Below are 21,043 nucleotides of genomic sequence, written 5' to 3'. Positions count from 1 at the left end.
CTTGACAAATGAATAAATCATTTGCTCATTATTCAAGGGTTTACTAATAAAAACCATAAAAAAATGAGCGACAAATTTTTTAAATTTTCTCAAAAAAATCATTTTTTAGGTTAATAAATCAGTGAAAGAAAATCAATCTTACATCAACAAAATAAATCGTATCTCGTTGATTTCTAGGATGTAAAATTACTTATTATTTTTTATAACTAATGTTAAAAAATGTTATTTTTTGAACGGAACTCTTAATTCTTAACATTACTTCAAATTGTTAACCACTATATAAACCAAAATCAGTGGGTGAAAATCTAAAAAATGGCTTATTTTTACACTATAAATTTTTAAAATAAAACAAACAGAAATGGATTGGATTACTGCCAGAGAATTTGAAGATATAACTTATAAAAAATGTAATGGAGTTGCTAGAATTGCTTTTAACAGACCAAATGTTAGAAATGCATTCAGACCTAAAACAACTTCAGAATTATACCAAGCTTTTTACGATGCACAGGAAGACACTTCGATTGGAGTAGTATTACTTTCTGCTGAAGGACCGTCGACAAAAGACGGAGTTTATTCATTTTGCAGCGGCGGTGATCAAAATGCACGCGGACATCAAGGTTATGTTGGCGAAGATGGTCAGCACCGTTTAAATATCCTAGAAGTACAGCGTTTAATTCGTTTTATGCCAAAAGTGGTTATTGCAGTTGTTCCAGGTTGGGCAGTTGGTGGCGGACACAGTTTACATGTGGTTTGCGACATGACTTTGGCTAGTAAAGAACACGCTATTTTTAAACAAACTGATGCTGATGTTACCAGTTTTGATGGTGGTTACGGATCTGCTTATTTGGCTAAAATGGTTGGACAGAAAAAAGCTAGAGAAATTTTCTTTTTAGGAAGAAACTATTCTGCTCAAGAAGCTATGGATATGGGAATGGTAAATGCTGTAATTCCTCACGATGAACTTGAAGCTACGGCATATGAATGGGCTCAGGAAATTTTGCAAAAATCACCAACATCTATCAAAATGCTGAAATTTGCGATGAACTTGACAGATGACGGAATGGTAGGTCAGCAAGTTTTTGCTGGTGAAGCAACTCGTTTAGCTTATATGACTGAAGAAGCAAAAGAGGGAAGAAATGCTTTCTTAGAAAAAAGAAAACCAAACTTCGGCGAAAATAAATGGCTGCCATAAAGAAGTTATAAAATAGTTTCACGTTTCAAGTTACAAACCTGAAACGCGAAACGTAAAACTTGAAACTAAAAATAAACAAAATAAATAATGAAACATTGGATTGAAGCGGCTAGACTGCGCACATTACCTTTATCCGTTTCTGGAATTATAGTTGGAAGTATTTATGCGCTTTCAAACCCTACAGAAACAATCAATACACCAACAGAAGTTTTTAGTTGGAAAATCTTTGGTTTTGCACTTTTAACAACTCTTGGTTTACAGGTTTTGTCCAATTTTGCAAATGATTATGGAGATGGAGTAAAAGGTACCGATAATGCTGATCGAGTAGGGCCGCAGCGTGCTATACAGAGTGGTGTTATTACGCCTCAAGCGATGAAAAAAGCGATAATAATCACTTCACTTTTAACATTATTATCTGCCATTATCTTAATTTATTTTGCTTTTGGAGAATCAAACTTTGGCTATTCAATATTCTTTCTGCTTTTAGGTGTTGCAGCAATTGTTTCAGCAATTCGTTATACAGTTGGTAATTCTGCTTACGGTTATAAAGGATTTGGTGATGTATTTGTTTTCATCTTTTTTGGACTTGTAAGTACATTGGGCGTTAACTTTTTATATTCAAAAGAAGTTGATCCGCTTTTAATTCTTCCAGCAATTTCGATTGGATTATTAAGCGTGGGCGTTTTAAACTTGAATAATATGCGTGATGAAGAATCAGATCGAAAATCAGGAAAAAACACTATCGTAGTACAAATTGGCGGCGCAAAAGCAAAAATATATCATTTCTCATTGATCATTACAGCAATGGTTTTAGTTGTCGTTTTTGCCATTTTAAGCGATTATAATTTCGATCAATATTTATTTTTATTGGCGTATATTCCTTTAACTAAACATTTAATTACCGTTTATAAAAATCAAAACCCTAAGCTTTTAGATCCTGAATTAAAAAAATTAGCACTAAGCACATTTTTACTTTCTATATTACTAACAGTATGTATGATTTCATTGATTTCAGATATAATTGTTAACCTATTTTTAGGCGGAAGATAAAATCAAGTTCAACTATAAAACACTCATAAAATGAAAATCACTTTTTACGGACATGCTTCTTTAGGAATTGAAGTTGGAGGAAAGCACATTATTGTTGATCCATTTATTACAGGAAATCCGCAAGCTTCACACATCGATATCAACAGCTTAAAAGCAGACTATATTTTATTAACCCACGCTCACGGCGATCATGTTCTTGATGTCGAAAGCATTGCAAAACGAACTAATGCAATCATTGTTTCAAATGCTGAGATTGCAGGTTATTATGCAAAAAATGGTCTTAATTCACATCCAATGAATCACGGTGGAAGCTGGAATTTTGATTTTGGAAAAGTAAAATATGTCAATGCAATTCACTCAAGTTCTTTTCCTGACGGCACTTACGGAGGAAATCCTGGCGGATTTGTAATTGAAGGCGAACACAAGAATATTTACATTGCTGGAGATACTGCACTGACTTACGACATGAAATTGATTCCGTTGAGAACTAAACTTGATCTTGCCATTCTTCCAATTGGAAATAATTTTACAATGGATGTTGAAGATGCAATTATTGCTTCTGACTTTGTAGAATGCGATAAAATTCTTGGCTACCATTTTGATACTTTCGGTTATATCGAAATTAACCACGAAGAATCAATTCGTAAATTCTTTGATAAAGGAAAAGATCTAATGCTTTTAGAAATTGGTGCATCAATTGAATTATAATAATTTATACTTCTTTTATTTTTTTGCACATAGTTACGATAGGAATCGAGACAGATTTGTGAATTAGTTATAAGTTATCTCACTTATCTAAAAATACACACTAAATAGCTATGCGAAAGAAACGTGTTTCTTTTTGCAGTCTTTTTCAGGTATAAAATCTATGTTTCTATGTGTTTATTATCTATAATTCAATAAATTAACCTCTAAAATATTGTATAGCATTTATTAAAATATGAGTGATATTAAATTTACTTGTGATTGTTGCGGCGAAGAACATGAAAGCTGGCCGGCAATTACTTATAATTCTCCAAATAGTTACAGCAATCTGTCCGCTCAGGAAAAGGAAGATATTGCCGTAATCGACGAAGATTTTTGCGTTATAAAACATTCAGATCAAGTAGATAGATTTATTAGATGCGTTTTAGTTCAAAAAGTTAATGATCACTGCGAAGATTTAGAATATGGTTTCTGGGTTTCGTTGAGCGAAAAAAGTTTTGAAAACTACTTAGAAAATTTTGATGATCAAAAGGAAGAAAACCAGTATTTTGGCTGGCTTTCAAATTATATTCCGCAATATGAATTTTCAAACAGTATCCCAACAACAGTTGTAACAAAAACTGGAAACGAAAGACCAGAAATATTTCCTCATAAAGATTTTGATCATCCTTTTGTAAAAGATTATTATGAAGGAATCACAAAAGCTGAGGCTGAAAAGAGAATAAACGCAATACTTAAAAAATAGGCTCGAAATTTGCATGAAATCTTTAACTAAATTTTCTAAAATGAATTTTAAAAAAATATTTTTATTTACTTTATTTAGTGTTTCTATAAATATCGCTGCACAAAAATGCAACTGCAAAGAAGAGTTTGATTGGCTAAAGGAAACTTTTGAAACCAACGACGCAGGTTTTAAGTATGTTATTGATAAAAAAGGGGAAACTGCCTATCAAAATCACAATAAACTATTTGCAGATAAAGTAAAAAAAGTAACAGAGTTGAACGAATGTCGAAACATACTTTTTGATTGGATGCTTTTTTTTAGACCTTCGCATTTATCTATAGCAGTAAATTCTAAGCCAATTAATAAAACAGAAACGGGGAATAAAACAGCAGCTGAAAATAATTGGGAGAAAATTGAAATAACGGAAACCGAATTAAAAGAAATCACTTCTAAAATAAAACATCCTACTTTTGAAGGAATATGGCTTTCACCGCCTTATACTATTGGTGTTGTAAAAAGGGAAAATCAATATATTGGATTTGTTTTAGATGTAAAAAACAGCAAATGGAAACAATATCAGGTAAAGTTTAAAATTACCGAAAAACCAGATAAAACATACGATGCTGTTTATTATATGGGCGATTACTCTGCTCAGAGATTCAATAATGTACAATTCATTGGAAATAACATTTTAAAAATTGGATTTATTGCTTTAAAAAGAAGTTTTCCTGATAATTTGAGTGACAGTCAAGAAATAAAGGATTACATCGAATTATATACCGCTCAAAAACCTTTCTTAAAGGAAATTTCAAAACAAACATTAGTATTACGTATACCTTCATTCGATTATTCAAATAAAAAAATAATTGACAGTCTTTTGACAGCAAATCATAATCTTATAACCTCAAAAGACAATTTAATAATTGATGTCAGAAATAATGGAGGCGGATCTGATGCCACTTTTCAAAAAATCATCCCTTACTTATACACAAATCCAATTAGAAACGTAGGAGTTGAATATTTGTCAACAGTACAAAACAACAAACGAATGCTGGAATTCATGAGTAACCCTGATTGGTCTGCAGAAGATAAAGAATGGGCTAAGAAGGGTTTTGAAAAACTAAATGCTAATATTGGGAAATTTGTAAATCTTAACGAACAATTGGTAACAGAAACCAAACTAGATGTGTTTTATAAAAACCCAAAAAATATAGCCATTATTATAAACGAAAATAATGCGAGTACAACAGAGCAATTTTTATTAGTAGCAAAACAAAGTAAAAAGGTTAAACTCTTCGGCAGAACTACTGAAGGTGTACTTGATATTTCTAATATGTATTTTGTTGATTCTCCCTCTAAAAATTTCAAATTAGGTTATTCATTAACCAAAAGTTTTAGAATTCCAGATATGCAAATTGACGGCAAAGGTATTCAGCCAGATTTTTATATTGATAGAAATATCCCTGATTATCAATGGACTAATTTCACAGAAGAAAGATTAAATGTTAACTAAGTTTAAAAGTCAGATCATGAATCTACGACCAATATTATCTCTTTTTTTAATGATTGTATCTTGCAGTGTTTTTGCACAAAAAGACGGTTATTGGGATAAAGAACGAGCTACTACTAAAGAACTTATTGTTTCTGCCGGAGACAGAGTTACTTTTAAAATAGAAGATCTGCCGCTTGGCACGACCGAAATTGTATACAGAATCACTCTTTTAGACGAAAATCAGCAAATGGCCAATAGTTTAGTTTCGGTACTAAAAGCAATTCCAGATCCATATGGAATTGGTCAAGGATCTGCAGGAGCCGTTTTTTTGATGTCAAAAATTTCAGGAGATGATACTTGTACATATGCCTTGTTTACTTCAAATGACGATGCAAAAAGGTATATTATAGACGGCAAGACCGATAAAGCTTGCTACGCACAAACGGAACCTTTAAGCAAAGACGCTAAACGTTTATCTATAGATAAATCTTCTTGTTTGAAGCAAAATTCAAATGCTATTTGGTTTGCATTTCAAAGTAAAAACTGGTTTTTGAATCAAAAAGTAGTATTAGAAGTTGTTCCATGGGTAAATACCGTTCTTAGTCGTGGTTGGGATAAAGACAATAAAAATGAAATTATCAGCTTATGTAAAACATCTACATTAGCACAAAAAATGGCCAATTCTGATGATTTTTGCGTTTGTATTCTAAACAAAATCATCAAACAATACCGCTATACTGAGTTTCAGAAGTTATTAGCAGTCGAAAAAACCAAAGCTTACAAAGATTTTGGAAGTGCTTGTTATAAAGATGAAGAAATTTCTAAAAATGTTTACAGCGATTTACGAAATCAAGCTTCTTTATTTATAAAACAACAAAAATACAACGAAGCTATTCCTAAGCTAAATTCGATTATAAACGACGGAAAAGCTACTGCTTTAGATTACAGCTCTATTGGTTATTGTTTTATTTTAACTAAGCAATATGGAAAAGCGCTGAAATTTTTAAAAGAAGGTGAAAAGCTTGATGATACTGAATTGTTAGTTAAACTTAATCTGGCTCATGTTTACTTGATAAGCGATGATTATAGTGAAGCCAAAGCAATTTACAAGAAATACCAAAATCAAAATGTAACGGATAGTGTAAGCTGGAAAGAGAAAACAAAACAAGATTTTACTGTTTTTCAAAAAGCTGGTTTACCATCAAAAGATTTCGAAAAAGTTTTAAAACTATACAATTAAAATTTCACCATATAAGTAATATAGAGTATTTAAGTTTACTAACTGAGCCTGGTCTTTTTTTAATGATCTTTTATATTTTATATGTTTAAAAAAAATGAAAGCGACTTACCATAAATATATGCTCGAGTTTAAACGCCCATCTGGGACATCTCGCGGCATTATGACCGAAAAAGAAACCTGGTTTATTGTTCTGGAGGATAATGGCAGAAAAGGAATAGGAGAATGTGGTATTCTTCGAGGTTTAAGCGCTGATGATCGTGATGATTATGAGGAAAAACTTAAATGGACATGTGAAAATATTCATTTGGGTGAAACCACTCTTTGGGAAGCTTTATTAGAGTTTCCTTCGATACAGTTTGGTGTCGAAATGGCTTTTTTATCATTAAAAAGTGAAAATCCGTATTTACTTTTTCCTTCAAACTTTACGTCGCATTCTGAATCAACACCTATAAATGGCTTAGTTTGGATGGGTGAAGCTTCGTTTATGAAACAACAAATTGAGGAGAAATTAGCAGATGGTTTTAATTGTATCAAACTTAAAATCGGTGCTATTGATTTTCAAAAAGAACTAGAATTACTTGAGTTTATCAGAAGCCATTTTTCAGCAGAACAAATCGAAATTAGAGTCGATGCAAATGGTGCTTTTGCCTTAAATGAAGCTTTAGATAAACTTAATCAACTTAATACATTTCAGCTTCATAGCATTGAACAACCTATAAAAAAAGGAAACATTACCGCAATGGCAGATTTATGTAATGTAACACCTTTTCCAATTGCTTTGGATGAAGAATTGATAGGTGTATTTTCATTACAAGAAAAAGAAGAATTACTGCAAAAAATTAAACCGCAATACATCATTTTAAAACCAAGTTTTGTTGGTGGTTTTAGAGGAACTCAAGAATGGATCACTTTAGCCGAAAAATATAATATTGGCTGGTGGATTACTTCGGCATTAGAAAGTAATATTGGTTTAAATGCAATTGCCCAATGGACTTTTCTTTTAAACTCAAAAATGCCGCAAGGATTAGGAACTGGAGCACTTTACACCAACAATTTTGATTGTCCGCTTGAAGTAAAACAAGGACAGTTATGGTATAATACAGAAAAAAACTGGCAAGAAGCCAGTTTTTAGGTTTAAAGGTTCAGAGTTGCAAAGGCTCAGAGGTTTTTACTTTGCACCTTTGAACCTTTGCAACTCTGAATCTTTACAACTTTTTTTTACTCTTTTCCTCCACGTAAATTATCCTGCCAGTCTTTCAGTTCCTGCCATTTTCCTTGATATGCCAATAAAGCTTGTTTGGCCCAAGTACTTGGATTATGAATCGCGTAATTTTCTCCGCCGGCATCTAGAATAGATTGTGATTTTTCTGTAGATGTTTCTGATAATTGATGCCAAGTTGATATTCCCGCCGCATGATATAATGCTTCAATTTTAGGTCCTATTCCTTCCACAACTTTCAGATCATTCTCTTTTATTTTTTTACCAAAAACTGTGGCAGCAAGAGCTGCATCAAATGCAATTACTGCGGCTGGAGACACAAATGACTGCGCTGTAGACGAAGAGTTTTTTACTTTTGCAGCCAAATCTGTTTCTAATGCAGCAATTTTAGCATTTAAGCTTTTCGTATTTGCTTTGCAGGCATCCAAATCAGCTTGTAGAGATACAGCAAGAGAATCATCTCCTTTAGAATTCATTTTTCCTAGTAAGTAACCTAAAATTCCACAGATTAACCCCACTAAAATCGGTATTAAGATACATGGTATATTCATAATCGTATATTTTAATTAGTTATTTAATTGTAATTACAGTTCTTCTATTATTTGCTTTACCTTCTGCAGTAGTATTTTCTCCAATTGGTTCATCTGGTCCTTTTGATTGTGTTTCAATTCGGGAAGTCTCAATACCTTTTTTAACCAAATAGTTTTTAGAGAAATCAGCTCGTTTTTGTCCAAGTACAATATTCGAATCACGATTTCCTACATTGTCGCTGTGCCCAACAACCAATACAACGGCTTCTTTAACATGATCCATGTATTTGGCAATATCTGCAACTTTTTGCTTCTCTGCAGCACTCAAATCTTCGCGAGATTTATTAGTGCTGAAATGAAGAACTAATGCATCACCATTAATTTTGTCCTTTAAGATAACCCATTCATCAGTCGACACCGTTGCGGTATCAGCACTCTCAAAATTATACTCAACAGGACCAAGAAGCGTATCAGAACTCATTTTCCACTGATCGATAATTTTGCCTTTTGTATCAAACTGAGAAGCCGTTAATCCTTTAGACACAAAATAATTCTTAACTTCATTTGCTCTTGCTAAACCAAGATTCTCAAAAGTTGTCGTGTTCTTTTCATCAGATGTGGCGTAACCGGTAATCGTAATTTTTTGCTGTGGATTTTTAACTAAAAACCCTTTTAGATTTTCAATTCCTATAGCTACCGAATCATGAACAGGCATGATCACTGCAGCATTGTTTTTAAGGAATTTAAGATTGCCGTGTGTGCGATAATCAATTCCAGACCCGTTTAAAACAAAAGGAACAAAATTAGTGTCCTGAGCCACAACAACGCTTACTGTTTCAGTAGTAACGTCAGCTGTTTTCGTACAACAATTGCAACAGAATTTCAGGTATAAAAAAGTCCCCAAAATGATTGTTATTGCAATGCCCAATAGATAAAGTGCTTTTTTAGACATAGTAATGAAGTTAAGGTTTTATCAAATTTAGGAAAAATACAAACACGTAACCTACTAACAATCAATCAACATGGTTGCATTTTCCACTTTTTTCAAAATTTAATTGCCAAACAAATAAAAGAGCTTTTCTAAAATGCAAATTCTCAAACTTAATTTAATTAAGTAACTTTGAGTAAATTTAATTTAAAAACAAAATGCTCGAAATAGAAAGAAAGTTTCTTGTGAAATCAAATGATTTTAAAGAACAAGCTTTTACTCATAATAAAATTGCCCAAGGCTATTTAAGCTCTATTCCAGAAAGAACTGTTAGAGTTAGAATTAAAGGCGAAAAAGCCTTTTTGACGATTAAAGGAATTGGACAGCAGGGCGGTATGTCGCGTTTTGAATGGGAGAATGAAATTCCGATCGACGAAGCGATAGAACTTTTAAAATTATGCGAAAAAGGCAAAATAGAAAAAACACGTTACGAGGTAAAACTTGGAAATCATATTTTTGAAGTTGATGAATTTTATGGCGAAAATGAAGGTTTAGTTATGGCCGAAGTTGAGTTAAAATCTGAAACAGAAACTTTTGAAAAACCAGAATGGTTAGGTGAAGAAGTTACAAATGACAAAAGATATTACAATGCTTATTTGAGTAAAAACCCTTTTAAAAGCTGGGAAAAAGAATAATTTATGACGGATCAATATGATGTAATTATTGTTGGAGGCGGACCAATTGGACTTGCCTGTGCAATTGAAGCTCAAAAGAACAATTTAGAATATTTAATTATAGAAAAAGGCGCTATTGTAAACAGTATCTTCAATTATCCGCTGTACATGACCTTTTTCTCTACTGCCGAAAGACTAGAAATTGGCGACATTCCGTTTAATTGTCTTGCTCCAAAGCCTGGCAGGCAAGAAGCTTTAGAATACTATCGAAATATTCATCGCTATTTTAAATTCAATATCAATTTATTTGAGAGAGTTACCGAAGTCAAGAAAATCGAAAATTCTACTTTTATAGTTTCTACAGATAAAAAATTATACAAAGCAAAGAATGTGATTATTGCTACTGGCTTTTATGATATTCCAATTCAAATGAATGTAATAGGAGAGGAATTGTCTAAAGTACGTCATTATTACAAAGAAGCGCACGAATATGCTTTTCGCAAAGTTTTAGTCGTTGGTGCCAATAATTCATCTGTCGATGCCGCTTTAGAATGCTGGCGAAAAGGCGCTGATGTTACAATGGTTATTCGTAAAAACGAGATAAATAATAGAGTAAAATATTGGGTAAAACCTGATATTGAAAACCGAATTGCTGAAGGCAGTATTAAGGCTTATTTTGAATCTAACATTACTAAAATAAAAGATAACGAAGTTGAAATTGAGACGCCAAACGGAAAAGTTACGATCGAAAATGATTTTGTTCTGGCTTTAACAGGCTATAAACCAGATTTAACTTTTCTAGAAAAAATGGGCATTGAACTTTCGAATGATGAATTAAAGATTCCTGTTTACAACGACGAAACAATGGAAACAAATGTAAAAGGTTTATTCCTGGCTGGTGTTGTCTGCGGCGGAATGCAGACACACAAATGGTTTATCGAGAACTCAAGAATCCATGCTACTATGATTATGGATTATATTAGTACTAAATAAAGGTTTGCCACGAATTAGATTTTTATTACATCGAACGAAGTCGGGAACGCGTTAGCATCTTGACTTCGCTCGATGTGACAGTTCGAAAATAAATTCGTGAAATTACTTCGCCTGTTCGCTATCGCTCGGGTCGTGGCAAACTAAATAAAACTTAAGAGCTGCAAGAAAGCATTGAACAACCAACTTTTGATCTTGCCCAATCTGGTCGTTTTGCAAACCATTTTTGATAATCAGGCTGCTCGTCGTAAGGTTTCTGCAAAAGCGTATAAAACTCATTTACCAACGAATAATCATCTTTGTCTGCTGCATCGATTGCTAATTGCGCCATATAATTGCGAAGCACATACTTGGGATTAATGGAGTTCATTTTTTGAGAACGTTCCTGATCTGATAAATTTTCAGCTTTTAATCTTTCTAGATATTGTGAAAACCATTTTTTCCAAGCTTCTAGAATTTCTCCTGAAACTTCTTCTATTTTATAAAATGAAAATTCAATTTTTTCAATTGCTTTTTCAACGGAATCAGATTTTTCAACAGCACTTAAATTTCTAAAAAAGATAGTCATATCAGTTTCTGTTAATTGTAAATCAGCTTCTAATTCATCAATTAAATCATTATCAGTTTCACTTAAAGTAAATAAACCTAATTTACTTAAAAACATAGATTTATAATCTTTAATAAAATCATCCATAAATGATTCTAAGATTTTTTCTAATTGCTCTGTTTCATTTATTAAAGGATAAATCGCATTAGCCAATTGGTACAAATTCCACTGTGCAATTTGAGGTTGATTTCCAAATCTGTATCTTCTATATTGACTGTCTGTAGTATTTGGCGTCCAGTTTGGATCGTAGTTTTCTAACCAGCCATATGGACCATAATCGATCGTAATTCCATGAATCGACATATTATCTGTATTCATTACGCCATGCACAAAACCCACACGCTGCCAATGCAAAATCATTTCACGAGTCGAATCAGCCACTTTTTTAAAGAATGCTAAATACTGTTCTTTTGGCTCGCCGGTAATTTCAGGAAAGTAATATTTGATATTGTACTCAATAAACTGTTTTAAGTTTTTAAGCTCATTTCTGGCTGTAAGCATTTCAAAACTCCCAAAACGTATAAAAGAAGGAGCAACGCGACAAACAATTGCGCCTTTTTCGTAAGCTGGATTTCCATTATACAAAACATCTCTCAACACTTGATCACCAGAAAGCATTAAAGAAAGTGATCGAGTAGTTGGCACGCCTAGATAATGCATCGCTTCGGCGCATAAATACTCCCTAATAGAAGAACGCAAAACCGCCAAACCATCAGCGGTTCTAGAATAAGGTGTTTTTCCTGCTCCTTTTAACTGAAGCATAAAAGACTTACCGTTGTTTTCAACTTCTGTTAAATTAATAGCACGGCCGTCACCTAATTGTCCTGCCCAATTTCCAAACTGATGTCCAGCATAACTCATTGCAAACGGACGCGTTCCTGGAAGAATTTCTTTTCCTGAAAAAACATTCAAAAAGGTTTCAGAATGAATTTCGTCTTTTGAGATACCAACCAATTCTGCAACTTCTTCAGAAGCATGAATTAATTTTGGATCCGATGTTTTTGTAGGATCTACATACGAGAATACAGTATTCTTAACCTGACGCACTTCATTTGTAGCCTCAGGATCTGCAGGCAATTCCGCAGTAAATCGATTATTTATTTTTAAATTTTTCATTTGAGTTTTATAGGTTCGCCACAACTTTTAATGATTTTTCTAGTCTGTAAATTGTGGTCAAAAAAATATCAGCCAATTAATTTATCTGCATACATTTTTTTAAGTTTTTGAACTTTCGGATCGATTACAAACTGGCAATAACCAGCTTCTTGATTGTTGTTATAATAGTTTTGATGATAATCTTCGGCCTCATAAAACACTTCAAAAGGTTTTAATTCTGTTACAATTGGATCTACATAAACAGATTGTACTTCTTGAAAAACTTTCTCAGCAATTTCTTTTTGTTCGTCATTGTGATATAAAACAATCGAACGATATTGTGTACCGCTGTCACCGCCTTGGCGATTTAAGGTTGTTGGATCATGACTTGTCATAAACACAGTTATCAAATCATGATATGAAATTATGTCAGGATTAAAAGTTACCTGAATCACTTCTGCATGACCAGTTCGTCCTGTACATACTTCACGATATGCAGGATTTTTTATAAAACCATCTGAATATCCCGATTTTATTGTTTCAACTCCTTTTAAACGCTGAATTACAGCTTCTACACACCAAAAACATCCACCACCAAAAGTGGCTGTTGATAAATTTTCCATAAATGTAAATAGTTTAAAGTTTACATGCCCTATTAATCCGATAGAATATTATGATAATTTATCTAAAAAATAGCTTTTTAACTAAAGATATTAAAAGTTTACTCACTATTTGAAGTTTATAATTGATAAATTCTCAATTCTATAAAAAAGCAATATATTTGCAGTCAAACACAGGCACAAATAATGAATACCAAAAATAATACCATCAGTCTAGAAACCTATTTTCAAGACTTTAGACAGCATATCGTTGGCATAGATCAGGAATTTATGTCACCTTTTGGCAAAAAAAATATTGTTTATACAGATTGGACTGCCAGCGGAAGGCTTTACAGACCAATTGAAGAAAAACTTTTAAATCAATTTGGCCCTTTTGTTGCCAATACACATACTGAAACAACTGTGTCTGGTACGGCGATGACTAAAGCTTACCATCACGCAAGAAATATAATTAAACGTCATACAAACGCTAATAACGATGATGTTTTAATTACTGACGGAACCGGTATGACGGGAGTTATTAATAAGTTTCAGCGTATTTTAGGTTTAAAAATTCCTGAGAATCTAAAAAGCTTTACGACTGTTCCTGCCGAGAAAAAACCTATTGTTTTTATTTCGCATATGGAGCATCATTCTAATCAAACTTCTTGGTTAGAAACTATTGCTGACGTCGAAATTATTCCGTCTTGCGAAAAAGGACTTTTTAGTTTGGATAATTTAGAACTGTTGCTACAAAAATACAGCGATAGAACAATAAAGATCGCATCGATTACTTCGTGCTCGAATGTTACAGGTTTAAAAACACCTTTTCATGAAGCTGCCAAATTAATGCACCAGTACAACGGTGTTTGTTTTGTCGATTTTGCGTGTTCAGGCCCTTATGTAGAAATTGATATGCATCCGGCAGATGAAGAAGCTTATTTAGATGCTATTTTCTTTTCTCCGCATAAATTCCTAGGAGGACCTGGTACTTCTGGTGTTCTTATTTTTAATAAAAAATTATACAACAATATGATTCCCGATTGTCCGGGCGGTGGAACTGTGAGCTGGACAAATCCTTGGGGAGAACATAAATATATTGATAATATCGAGGATCGCGAAGATGGTGGAACTCCAGGATTTCTTCAGGTTATTAAAACAGCTTTAGCAATTGAGTTGAAGGAAGAAATGGGAATTGAAAACATTTTACAACGCGAACATGAAATTGTTGATTTTGTTTTCAGTCAATTAGAGCCTGTTGATAATATAAAGATTTTAGCAGGACAGCATAAAAATAGATTAGGCGTTGTTTCCTTTTTTATTGAAAATCTTCATTTTAATTTAGGTGTAAAAATATTAAATGATCGATTTGGAATCCAAACTAGAGGAGGATGCAGCTGTGCAGGAACTTACGGGCATTTTTTACTGCATGTTGATCAGGAAACTTCAAATAAGCTGGTAAACGAAATTACAATTGGAGATTTAATTAAAAAACCAGGATGGATTAGAATGTCAATTCACCCAACTACGACTGATGAAGAAATTGCTTTTGTTTGTGAAAGTATTAAAGAGTTAGCTAAAAACCATAAAGAATGGGCTTTAGACTATTCTTATAATAAAGATACAAACGAGTTTGTTCATAAAAATGCAACTTCTTTTGAAGATGAATTGGTAGAAGGCTGGTTTAAATCTTAAGAATTAATTTACTGCAAGTTTCTTTAAATTTTAGTACGAAGAACTTTGAGATATTAAAAACCCGATAGACTTTAAAAATCTATCGGGTTTCTTATTTAAACTATTTGCAGAACTACATAATCAAACGTACGCCGCCAAGATCAGAAACTCTATAAGAAAACTTATTTCCAGGCGAACCAATAAACATGAAATTCTTAGGAATTTTCCATTTTTGAGATAATTCGTCTATAATTTCTGGACCAAAAACGCCCTGAATTTCAAGATATTCGATATCAATATCATCATAAGCACGATCTAGAACTTCAAGATCTTTTATTAAAGCTTCATTGTTTACAGAATCACTTTTAACATGAACGATTTTTAGCTTTTTGGTCGTTTCATTGCCTTGAACATATTGCAAGACTTTATTTAATATTGCAATATCATCACCTTTGGTAAAAAACACAAACTCTTGAGAATTGATTTGGACACTCATTTTTTGTAAATATCGATTACTCAAAATCACCATTTTTCGTAATGGCTGATAAAAATATTCTAAAGCTTCAATTAAAAGTTTAATAAGTATAACTCGATTCAGCATTATTCCGATAAACAATAATGACGGAACCATGTATTTCAAAAAAGTATAGAATGCGTTGATGTTGAGCTCCATATTACCTATAAAAGCAATAATAACAAAAATTATCGCGGTCACAACAGCTATACCACGTGCCCGCATAGGTCTTGGAAGTTTACTGCGTTTAAATTTAAGAAGCAGATTTCCTATTCCAAATAACGCCATTACAGCCAAAAATGAGAATGTATAAACTCCTGCAAGAGATTCTAAATGTCCGTTTGTAGCAAAAAGAACTGATATACAAAGAATTAAAAAACTTATTGCAATACGATAATGTGATCCTCTTTTATTCTGTTTTAAAAAATAATTCGGTAGAATTCGATCTAAAGTCATTCGGTTTAAAAGTCCAGAAACACCAACAAATGAAGTCAAGACTGCTCCACAAAGTACTAAAACTGCGTCAATAGAAATCAGCCATGCAAGCCAAGAACCACCAGTTGTTTGCCCTAAAAAAGCCAATAGCGATTCTTTATTTTCACCAACTTGCGCTAACGGAATTACTCCAATAATTAGAATTGCAATAACAGGATTGAAAAAGCTGACAATCGCCCACATATTGCGGAGTGTTTTAGGAAATACTCCAGCTTCCTGCTCTTCAACAAAGTTAGCAGAACTTTCAAATCCTGAAATTCCGAGCATTGCGGCCGAAAAGCCTAAAAATAGAGCCGTTTTTAAATTTCCAAATGCAATAGGAGCCTGCCAATTAAGATGAAAAACATCTAAACCGTTCATGGCGATATATAAAAGTGAAGCTAAAACGAGTAAACTTAAAGTTGTTAAATGGGTTACGAATATAATTACTGCCACAAAAGCAGATTCTCCAATTCCTAAAATGGCGAGAAAAGTAAAAAGAATTAAAACTACAACAGTAGCAATTGTAACATTAACACCATCAAAGATTCCGTGTAAGTAGTGCATTCCTTCTGAAGCTGAAATTACAGCAGTTGCCATATAGGAAAGAACAGTAAGGGTGGCAGCCAGCGATGCGAGCTTTTTGGTAGATGTATTTAGTAATACATTGTAAGCGCCGCCATTTAAAGGAATTGCACCAACAACTTCGCCATAAATCTTTCTAAATAGATATAAAACTACCGCCACAATCAGCAATGAAATCCATGCGTATTGTCCTGCGTATAAAATGGTTAATGCTGATACATACAAGCAGGAAGAACTAATATCGTTTCCACATATTGCCGTAGCTTGTAATTGATTTAATCTCTTGTGTATAATTTCTTTCATTTTTAATTGAATTGAAAACAATTGACTTAAAAAATAATGAAGGGCAAAGTATTAGACTTTTGCAAGAGGCGTATAAATGCAGAGAACTACATCAGTTTTGGTACAAAAGAAAAAATTAAGTTAGTAAAATTATTTGGATTCCTCAAATTTATTCAGCGACAGTAAAGCTTGCTGCTGAATTTTTTTCTGAAAAAAACCAGTCCATCCAAGTAAGTAACCAGTAAGTCCGAAAGCTTGTTTTGACCATTTCCAAACATCAAAATCGTCAACATGTTTAATAATCAAACCATCTTGAAATACAAATTCTGCACTAATTTTATTGACTACCTTACGATTTGTTTTGCTAAAATTGTAAGTTGCAATCCATTTTGCAGAACCTGAAAAATCATCAGCATTTACATCTGAAAATTCAATTTTGATGTTTCCTTTGCTTTTTAGCAGTAACATTTTCCACATTTTTGATACTTGCTCATCTTTCAATAAACCAAATGCGGGATCTATAAAATGTACTTTTGGATGATAGCATTCTGACATCGTTTTAGCATCTGAATTAGCAAATGCGGTATAGAACTTTGTTATTACTGCTTCGTTAGGAGTCATATTAAATTGTTATTAGATTATAAATATAAGATTTATTCTAATAAATTTTATATTTATAAGGCACTTATTTCTTTTGCTGTATCATAACTCTTCTTAGATTTATCATAAGCTGTTGAAAAATAGTTCATTTTGTTATGCGCAGTAAAATACCCATTTTCGTTACCAAAGGCATTAGAACCTCCGGTTATAATAAAACGAACAGCATAAATATCGTTTTTTTTCAATTTTGCAAATTCTGATGGAGTAAAATAATAATAGGATGATATTTTTCCGTCTGTAGTTTCTTTAACGTTTTTATCGACACAAGCAATAACATCGGCATTTGCCAAATCTACATATAAACCGCCCGAAATTCGTGCTTTATCATTTGAAGGTGTAATTGTAATTTTTAAAACGCCGCCTTTATCCGTTTTCGCAACTTGAATATCTGCTTCACCTGTAAAAGCATATTTCTCGCAGATAAACGTATACGTTTTTGTTGCGGAAAGAGGAGAAGCACCTTTAATGCTCATAGTTTGCTGAGCGTTTACAATAGTTGAGAATAACAGTAATAAAAATAGGGGCATTTTTAAATTCATAATTTTATTTTATTGTTCGGTTAATTTTGAGTCAAACTTCTCATCCCAATCCATTGACTTTATTGCTGAAACTAAATTTTCATTGTTCACAAATACACGAAGTTCTTTGTTTGCAACCTTTTTAGTATACAAAGCACGATAACGGTAAATTACTTCTTGCTTAGTTTTATAAACACCATCTAATTTCAAGTCGATAAAACTTCCGTAATACTGTCTAAATCTTGTACAAGTTTTAGTTAGTCGTTCTTCAGTTGTGTTTTCTCTCACAGACTGCGTTACTTCGGTTTCATTAAAAGGCTTGAATTTTGATGTATTACAAGTTTCTAATACCCTTTTACCTAATTCATAAGCTTTTCTTTGTTGTTGAGAATTAATCTCGGCACTTGGAACTTTTTTTATCTTTAAATCTTCTGTATCTCGACTTATCGTTTTCGTTTTACATCCAATTAATAATAACAAACATATAATCAATCCTGCTTTCTTCATAATCATTTAAGTAATTTTTAATAATAAGTTAGGGTCAGGGCAGTTTTCAATATAAAAATTCAAATCATTTGTATTGCAGACTCCTGGATAATCGCCCCAGTAATTTCCCAAATTTCTTATAATTTGAAAGTGGACATGAGGAGCATAATCTCCGTTAATAAATGAATTTCCCAAAGATGCAATTTGTTCGCCTTTTATAAAAACAGCCCCAACAGTAAGGTTTTCTATACTTTCTAACGATAAATGTCCGTATAAAGTATAAAATATTTCACTTTCAATTTCATGCTCTAAAATAATAGTCGGACCATAATCACCTAAACCAGCATTGTTTTTAAAACTGTGAACCTTTCCATCAAGAGGTGCTAAAACCGCAGTTCCCTCTTTTGTCCATAAATCCAGTCCAATATGAATATTTCGTTCCGGAATTGAATCATTTCTAAAAATCGAACTGCGTTTGTACAAAGAGCGCCCTTCAATATATCCGCCATAAGCTACTTCAGAATTATTAGCTTTCAAATAATCAGTAATAAAACGTTCAAAATCAGCTGCACTTTCTGGTTTACTTTCTACCAATTCGATATTCGTTGACGATAAATCAAGCGGAAGATATTTGGAATAATCAATAGCATCATCAATTACTTTAGCAGGCGGCAAGGATTTTAAAATAGAAATAAGGGACTTCATGAATATTAGATTTAGGACAATTTCTCAATTATTATTATTTCATTATGCACTTCTATACGAGGCAGCATTTTTGCAGTAAACAACTCAGCGTTTATTTCCGCTTTGTATTTTCTATTGCGAATGTTATGCGCTTCGTCAAGAATCATTGTGTTAAACAAAATAAAGCCTTCGTTTTTCAATAGGAAACAGACTCTTTCACTGAAGAACTTTTCAAACAAGAAGTTAGGCATATTTGTATCTTCAAAAATATCGATTATAATTAAATCATACTTGTCTTTTGTTTTCAAAACAAACTCAAACGCATCATCTATTACAATTTCAAGCTGCTTAATTTTATTGAGATTAAAATATTCATTTGCAATCTGAATCATGTCTGAATCGATTTCGACACCTGTAATTTTTCCTTTGTATTCTATTTCGTCAACAAGAGTTTTGATTACGCTTCCGCCGGCAACTCCAAGAACTAGAATATGATCCATTTTTAAAACTTTATCATATCCAATATTTCTAAGACCGTACCTTAGTATTCGCTGTAAACTTCCATAAGAATAATTTGTGTTTTCAGAATCGATTACCAATTCTCCATTTGTCCAAGTAACTTCGATTATTTTACTTCTTGCTGACTTTTTTTTGAATATATTTATAGGTATAAGATAACTGAACAGTTTTTGAATCATTTTATAATGGTTTTACTCAAAAATACCATTTTAAATCTTTTATTTTGTAGCAAAAATTAAATTTTAATGAAGAAACAATTATACAATTTTATCTTTTGCAAGCTAATGGGCTGGAAAATAACAGGGTTGGAGAACGCCGAAGTAAAAAAATGTATATTGATGGTTATGCCTCATACTAGTAATCACGATTTTTATATTGGGCTTTTTACCCGAGGAATCTCTGGTTTACAAATGAATTGGGTAGGAAAGAAGGAATTATTTAGATTTCCTTTCGGATATTACTTCAAAAACGTTGGCGGAGAACCTATTGATCGCACAGGCGGATTGAATAAAGTAGATTCTATTGCTGCGATTTTTGACCGTAAAGAGATCTTTCGCTTGGCTGTAGCTCCAGAAGGAACCCGAAAAGGCGTTACCGAAATTAGAAGCGGTTTTTATTACATCGCTCTTAAAGCAAATGTTCCAATTGTTCCAGTCGCTTTTGATTGGGGAAAGAAAATAGTTAATCTAGGGAAAGCTTTTTTTCCAACAGGAAATTATGAAGCTGATCTCGAAATTTTAAAACAACACTATAAAGGTGTTCTAGGTAAAATTCCTGAAAACGGAATTCAAATCTAAATTTTCAATATTTTTTTTAATTGCGTGAGAATCGCTTAAATCAAAAATAATTTTGAAATTTTTCAAATATGCGAAAATTTCAAATTAAGGTGTGTACACTTTAAAAGTACCGTTTTTATAGAAAAAGACTATTTTTTCTATTTCATCTTCCTCAACAGCTAAATTAGAGTTTTTCTTTAACTCTATTTTTTTTGTCTGAGGATTTTCAGTTTCATATTCAATTTGAGAAAATAAATCTTCACCCGAAAAATTATCATTTGATGGAGAAGGGGAGTTTATATTTCTGTTTTCTCCAAAATTATCTGCTTTCGAAATTGTGCTTTCATGATCTGATTTTGGAAAATTTCCCTTTCCATTTAAAATCCAGTATAAATCTACATCAGGAAAAACGTCCAAAATTTTCATTACAAAATCCAAACTTGGTTTGTTTCTTCCAGAGAGCAGGTGAGACATACTTGATCGCTGTACACCAATTTTATCTGCAAAAGAAGAAGCATTCAAACCATAATAATCCAGTATACTCTCCAGTCGTTTTACAAAATCATCTATGTTTACCATTGTAAATTGCAGTTTAAAATTAACTTGTTTACAAATGTAATTAAATTGATTTAATTTAGCAATTTTACAACTGTAAATACCTAAATAAACAACTTTAAGTCAGTATTAACACTTTAAACAAGGCAATATAACTTGTTGAAAATAAGTATTTTTATATCGAAAATTAACTTTTGTAATTTTTAATCCAATATTCAACTTTAAAAGACTATAAAGCTTTGAAATATCTGTTTACAATTCTGAATTTTAT

22 protein-coding genes are annotated in these 21,043 nt (G+C 32.4%); 11 read left to right on the top strand and 11 right to left on the bottom strand.

What is annotated here, in order from left to right:
* Positions 1–358: 358 nt before the first annotated feature.
* The 7 genes from NLG42_RS16840 to NLG42_RS16810 all read left to right on the top strand — a co-directional run bounded on the left by NLG42_RS16840 (position 359) and on the right by NLG42_RS16810 (position 7,535).
* On the top strand, positions 359–1,192 hold the full coding sequence (locus tag NLG42_RS16840; protein WP_017498510.1) for a 1,4-dihydroxy-2-naphthoyl-CoA synthase: 834 nt from the start codon (positions 359–361) through the stop codon (positions 1,190–1,192).
* Positions 1,193–1,279: 87 nt separating this feature from the next.
* Positions 1,280–2,242, top strand: coding sequence for a 1,4-dihydroxy-2-naphthoate octaprenyltransferase (menA, locus tag NLG42_RS16835; protein ID WP_257681636.1), 963 nt, complete (start codon positions 1,280–1,282; stop codon positions 2,240–2,242).
* Positions 2,243–2,272: 30 nt separating this feature from the next.
* The gene (locus NLG42_RS16830) at positions 2,273–2,950 is read left to right on the top strand and encodes a metal-dependent hydrolase (protein ID WP_257681635.1); all 678 of its coding nucleotides are present in this window, start codon (positions 2,273–2,275) and stop codon (positions 2,948–2,950) included.
* Between the two features lie 232 nt (positions 2,951–3,182).
* Positions 3,183–3,692 carry a DUF2199 domain-containing protein gene (locus tag NLG42_RS16825; RefSeq protein ID WP_257681634.1) on the top strand — a complete coding sequence of 170 codons (510 nt, stop codon included), beginning with the start codon at positions 3,183–3,185 and terminating at the stop codon, positions 3,690–3,692.
* A 40-nt stretch (positions 3,693–3,732) separates the two neighbouring features.
* Positions 3,733–5,184, top strand: a complete 1,452-nt coding sequence (locus NLG42_RS16820; RefSeq protein WP_257681633.1) for a S41 family peptidase — start codon at positions 3,733–3,735, stop codon at positions 5,182–5,184.
* 16 nt (positions 5,185–5,200) lie between these two features.
* The gene (locus NLG42_RS16815; RefSeq protein ID WP_257681632.1) at positions 5,201–6,403 is read left to right on the top strand and encodes a tetratricopeptide repeat protein; all 1,203 of its coding nucleotides are present in this window, start codon (positions 5,201–5,203) and stop codon (positions 6,401–6,403) included.
* A 94-nt stretch (positions 6,404–6,497) separates the two neighbouring features.
* On the top strand, positions 6,498–7,535 hold the full coding sequence (locus tag NLG42_RS16810; RefSeq protein WP_257681631.1) for an o-succinylbenzoate synthase: 1,038 nt from the start codon (positions 6,498–6,500) through the stop codon (positions 7,533–7,535).
* 86 nt (positions 7,536–7,621) lie between these two features.
* Here NLG42_RS16810 and NLG42_RS16805 read toward each other — a convergent pair whose 3' ends face one another.
* Both NLG42_RS16805 and NLG42_RS16800 read right to left on the bottom strand, forming a co-directional pair.
* On the bottom strand, positions 7,622–8,173 hold the full coding sequence (locus NLG42_RS16805; protein WP_089057794.1) for a hypothetical protein: 552 nt from the start codon (positions 8,171–8,173) through the stop codon (positions 7,622–7,624).
* 19 nt (positions 8,174–8,192) lie between these two features.
* Positions 8,193–9,104, bottom strand: a complete 912-nt coding sequence (locus NLG42_RS16800; protein ID WP_257681630.1) for an OmpA family protein — start codon at positions 9,102–9,104, stop codon at positions 8,193–8,195.
* A 194-nt stretch (positions 9,105–9,298) separates the two neighbouring features.
* Here NLG42_RS16800 and NLG42_RS16795 point away from each other — a divergent pair, with 194 nt between their 5' ends.
* Both NLG42_RS16795 and NLG42_RS16790 read left to right on the top strand, forming a co-directional pair.
* Positions 9,299–9,775, top strand: a complete 477-nt coding sequence (locus tag NLG42_RS16795; RefSeq protein ID WP_089057796.1) for a CYTH domain-containing protein — start codon at positions 9,299–9,301, stop codon at positions 9,773–9,775.
* A gap of 3 nt (positions 9,776–9,778) precedes the next feature.
* Positions 9,779–10,747: a YpdA family putative bacillithiol disulfide reductase gene (locus tag NLG42_RS16790; RefSeq protein WP_257681629.1), complete on the top strand. Its 969-nt coding sequence runs from the start codon at positions 9,779–9,781 to the stop codon at positions 10,745–10,747.
* Between the two features lie 151 nt (positions 10,748–10,898).
* On the opposite strand, the gene NLG42_RS16785 is transcribed toward NLG42_RS16790, so the two are convergent.
* Positions 10,899–12,467: a protein adenylyltransferase SelO gene (locus tag NLG42_RS16785; RefSeq protein ID WP_257681628.1), complete on the bottom strand. Its 1,569-nt coding sequence runs from the start codon at positions 12,465–12,467 to the stop codon at positions 10,899–10,901.
* Between the two features lie 68 nt (positions 12,468–12,535).
* Positions 12,536–13,069 (bottom strand): peptide-methionine (S)-S-oxide reductase MsrA, encoded by a 534-nt coding sequence (gene msrA / locus NLG42_RS16780; protein WP_257681627.1) that lies wholly within the window; start codon positions 13,067–13,069, stop codon positions 12,536–12,538.
* A gap of 183 nt (positions 13,070–13,252) precedes the next feature.
* Here msrA and NLG42_RS16775 point away from each other — a divergent pair, with 183 nt between their 5' ends.
* Entirely contained in the window at positions 13,253–14,740 is a 1,488-nt protein-coding gene (locus NLG42_RS16775) for an aminotransferase class V-fold PLP-dependent enzyme (protein ID WP_089057800.1), read from the top strand.
* 112 nt (positions 14,741–14,852) lie between these two features.
* Here NLG42_RS16775 and NLG42_RS16770 read toward each other — a convergent pair whose 3' ends face one another.
* The 6 genes from NLG42_RS16770 to NLG42_RS16745 form a co-directional block, all read right to left on the bottom strand.
* Positions 14,853–16,595 carry an APC family permease gene (locus tag NLG42_RS16770; RefSeq protein WP_257681626.1) on the bottom strand — a complete coding sequence of 581 codons (1,743 nt, stop codon included), beginning with the start codon at positions 16,593–16,595 and terminating at the stop codon, positions 14,853–14,855.
* 129 nt (positions 16,596–16,724) lie between these two features.
* Positions 16,725–17,195, bottom strand: a complete 471-nt coding sequence (locus tag NLG42_RS16765) for a nuclear transport factor 2 family protein (protein WP_099718290.1) — start codon at positions 17,193–17,195, stop codon at positions 16,725–16,727.
* A 53-nt stretch (positions 17,196–17,248) separates the two neighbouring features.
* Positions 17,249–17,761: a hypothetical protein gene (locus tag NLG42_RS16760; protein WP_257681625.1), complete on the bottom strand. Its 513-nt coding sequence runs from the start codon at positions 17,759–17,761 to the stop codon at positions 17,249–17,251.
* 21 nt (positions 17,762–17,782) lie between these two features.
* Positions 17,783–18,259 (bottom strand): hypothetical protein, encoded by a 477-nt coding sequence (locus NLG42_RS16755; RefSeq protein ID WP_099719588.1) that lies wholly within the window; start codon positions 18,257–18,259, stop codon positions 17,783–17,785.
* Positions 18,260–18,265: 6 nt separating this feature from the next.
* Complete coding sequence (locus NLG42_RS16750; protein ID WP_257681624.1) at positions 18,266–18,943, bottom strand: peptidoglycan DD-metalloendopeptidase family protein; 678 nt, start codon at positions 18,941–18,943, stop codon at positions 18,266–18,268.
* Between the two features lie 11 nt (positions 18,944–18,954).
* On the bottom strand, positions 18,955–19,620 hold the full coding sequence (locus NLG42_RS16745) for a spermidine synthase (RefSeq protein ID WP_257681623.1): 666 nt from the start codon (positions 19,618–19,620) through the stop codon (positions 18,955–18,957).
* A gap of 66 nt (positions 19,621–19,686) precedes the next feature.
* Between NLG42_RS16745 and NLG42_RS16740 the strand changes: the two genes are divergently transcribed.
* Positions 19,687–20,238, top strand: coding sequence for a 1-acyl-sn-glycerol-3-phosphate acyltransferase (locus NLG42_RS16740; RefSeq protein ID WP_257681622.1), 552 nt, complete (start codon positions 19,687–19,689; stop codon positions 20,236–20,238).
* An 84-nt stretch (positions 20,239–20,322) separates the two neighbouring features.
* Here NLG42_RS16740 and NLG42_RS16735 read toward each other — a convergent pair whose 3' ends face one another.
* Entirely contained in the window at positions 20,323–20,796 is a 474-nt protein-coding gene (locus NLG42_RS16735) for a helix-turn-helix domain-containing protein (protein ID WP_257681621.1), read from the bottom strand.
* Between the last annotated feature and the right edge of the window lie 247 nt (positions 20,797–21,043).

The sequence above is a fragment of the Flavobacterium plurextorum genome, assembly GCF_024638035.1.
Taxonomy (GTDB): domain Bacteria; phylum Bacteroidota; class Bacteroidia; order Flavobacteriales; family Flavobacteriaceae; genus Flavobacterium; species Flavobacterium plurextorum.
This window is presented reverse-complemented; position numbering and strand designations above follow the sequence as displayed.

What these genes read in the sequence shown, in the direction of transcription:
- NLG42_RS16840 (WP_017498510.1), top strand. Translation starts at nt 359, where the DNA reads ATGGATTGGATTACTGCCAGAGAATTTGAAGATATAACTTATAAAAAA.
- menA (WP_257681636.1), top strand. Translation starts at nt 1,280, where the DNA reads ATGAAACATTGGATTGAAGCGGCTAGACTGCGCACATTACCTTTATCC.
- NLG42_RS16830 (WP_257681635.1), top strand. Translation starts at nt 2,273, where the DNA reads ATGAAAATCACTTTTTACGGACATGCTTCTTTAGGAATTGAAGTTGGA.
- NLG42_RS16825 (WP_257681634.1), top strand. Translation starts at nt 3,183, where the DNA reads ATGAGTGATATTAAATTTACTTGTGATTGTTGCGGCGAAGAACATGAA.
- NLG42_RS16820 (WP_257681633.1), top strand. Translation starts at nt 3,733, where the DNA reads ATGAATTTTAAAAAAATATTTTTATTTACTTTATTTAGTGTTTCTATA.
- NLG42_RS16815 (WP_257681632.1), top strand. Translation starts at nt 5,201, where the DNA reads ATGAATCTACGACCAATATTATCTCTTTTTTTAATGATTGTATCTTGC.
- NLG42_RS16810 (WP_257681631.1), top strand. Translation starts at nt 6,498, where the DNA reads ATGAAAGCGACTTACCATAAATATATGCTCGAGTTTAAACGCCCATCT.
- NLG42_RS16805 (WP_089057794.1), bottom strand. Translation starts at nt 8,173, where the DNA reads ATGAATATACCATGTATCTTAATACCGATTTTAGTGGGGTTAATCTGT.
- NLG42_RS16800 (WP_257681630.1), bottom strand. Translation starts at nt 9,104, where the DNA reads ATGTCTAAAAAAGCACTTTATCTATTGGGCATTGCAATAACAATCATT.
- NLG42_RS16795 (WP_089057796.1), top strand. Translation starts at nt 9,299, where the DNA reads ATGCTCGAAATAGAAAGAAAGTTTCTTGTGAAATCAAATGATTTTAAA.
- NLG42_RS16790 (WP_257681629.1), top strand. Translation starts at nt 9,779, where the DNA reads ATGACGGATCAATATGATGTAATTATTGTTGGAGGCGGACCAATTGGA.
- NLG42_RS16785 (WP_257681628.1), bottom strand. Translation starts at nt 12,467, where the DNA reads ATGAAAAATTTAAAAATAAATAATCGATTTACTGCGGAATTGCCTGCA.
- msrA (WP_257681627.1), bottom strand. Translation starts at nt 13,069, where the DNA reads ATGGAAAATTTATCAACAGCCACTTTTGGTGGTGGATGTTTTTGGTGT.
- NLG42_RS16775 (WP_089057800.1), top strand. Translation starts at nt 13,253, where the DNA reads ATGAATACCAAAAATAATACCATCAGTCTAGAAACCTATTTTCAAGAC.
- NLG42_RS16770 (WP_257681626.1), bottom strand. Translation starts at nt 16,595, where the DNA reads ATGAAAGAAATTATACACAAGAGATTAAATCAATTACAAGCTACGGCA.
- NLG42_RS16765 (WP_099718290.1), bottom strand. Translation starts at nt 17,195, where the DNA reads ATGACTCCTAACGAAGCAGTAATAACAAAGTTCTATACCGCATTTGCT.
- NLG42_RS16760 (WP_257681625.1), bottom strand. Translation starts at nt 17,761, where the DNA reads ATGCCCCTATTTTTATTACTGTTATTCTCAACTATTGTAAACGCTCAG.
- NLG42_RS16755 (WP_099719588.1), bottom strand. Translation starts at nt 18,259, where the DNA reads ATGAAGAAAGCAGGATTGATTATATGTTTGTTATTATTAATTGGATGT.
- NLG42_RS16750 (WP_257681624.1), bottom strand. Translation starts at nt 18,943, where the DNA reads ATGAAGTCCCTTATTTCTATTTTAAAATCCTTGCCGCCTGCTAAAGTA.
- NLG42_RS16745 (WP_257681623.1), bottom strand. Translation starts at nt 19,620, where the DNA reads ATGATTCAAAAACTGTTCAGTTATCTTATACCTATAAATATATTCAAA.
- NLG42_RS16740 (WP_257681622.1), top strand. Translation starts at nt 19,687, where the DNA reads ATGAAGAAACAATTATACAATTTTATCTTTTGCAAGCTAATGGGCTGG.
- NLG42_RS16735 (WP_257681621.1), bottom strand. Translation starts at nt 20,796, where the DNA reads ATGGTAAACATAGATGATTTTGTAAAACGACTGGAGAGTATACTGGAT.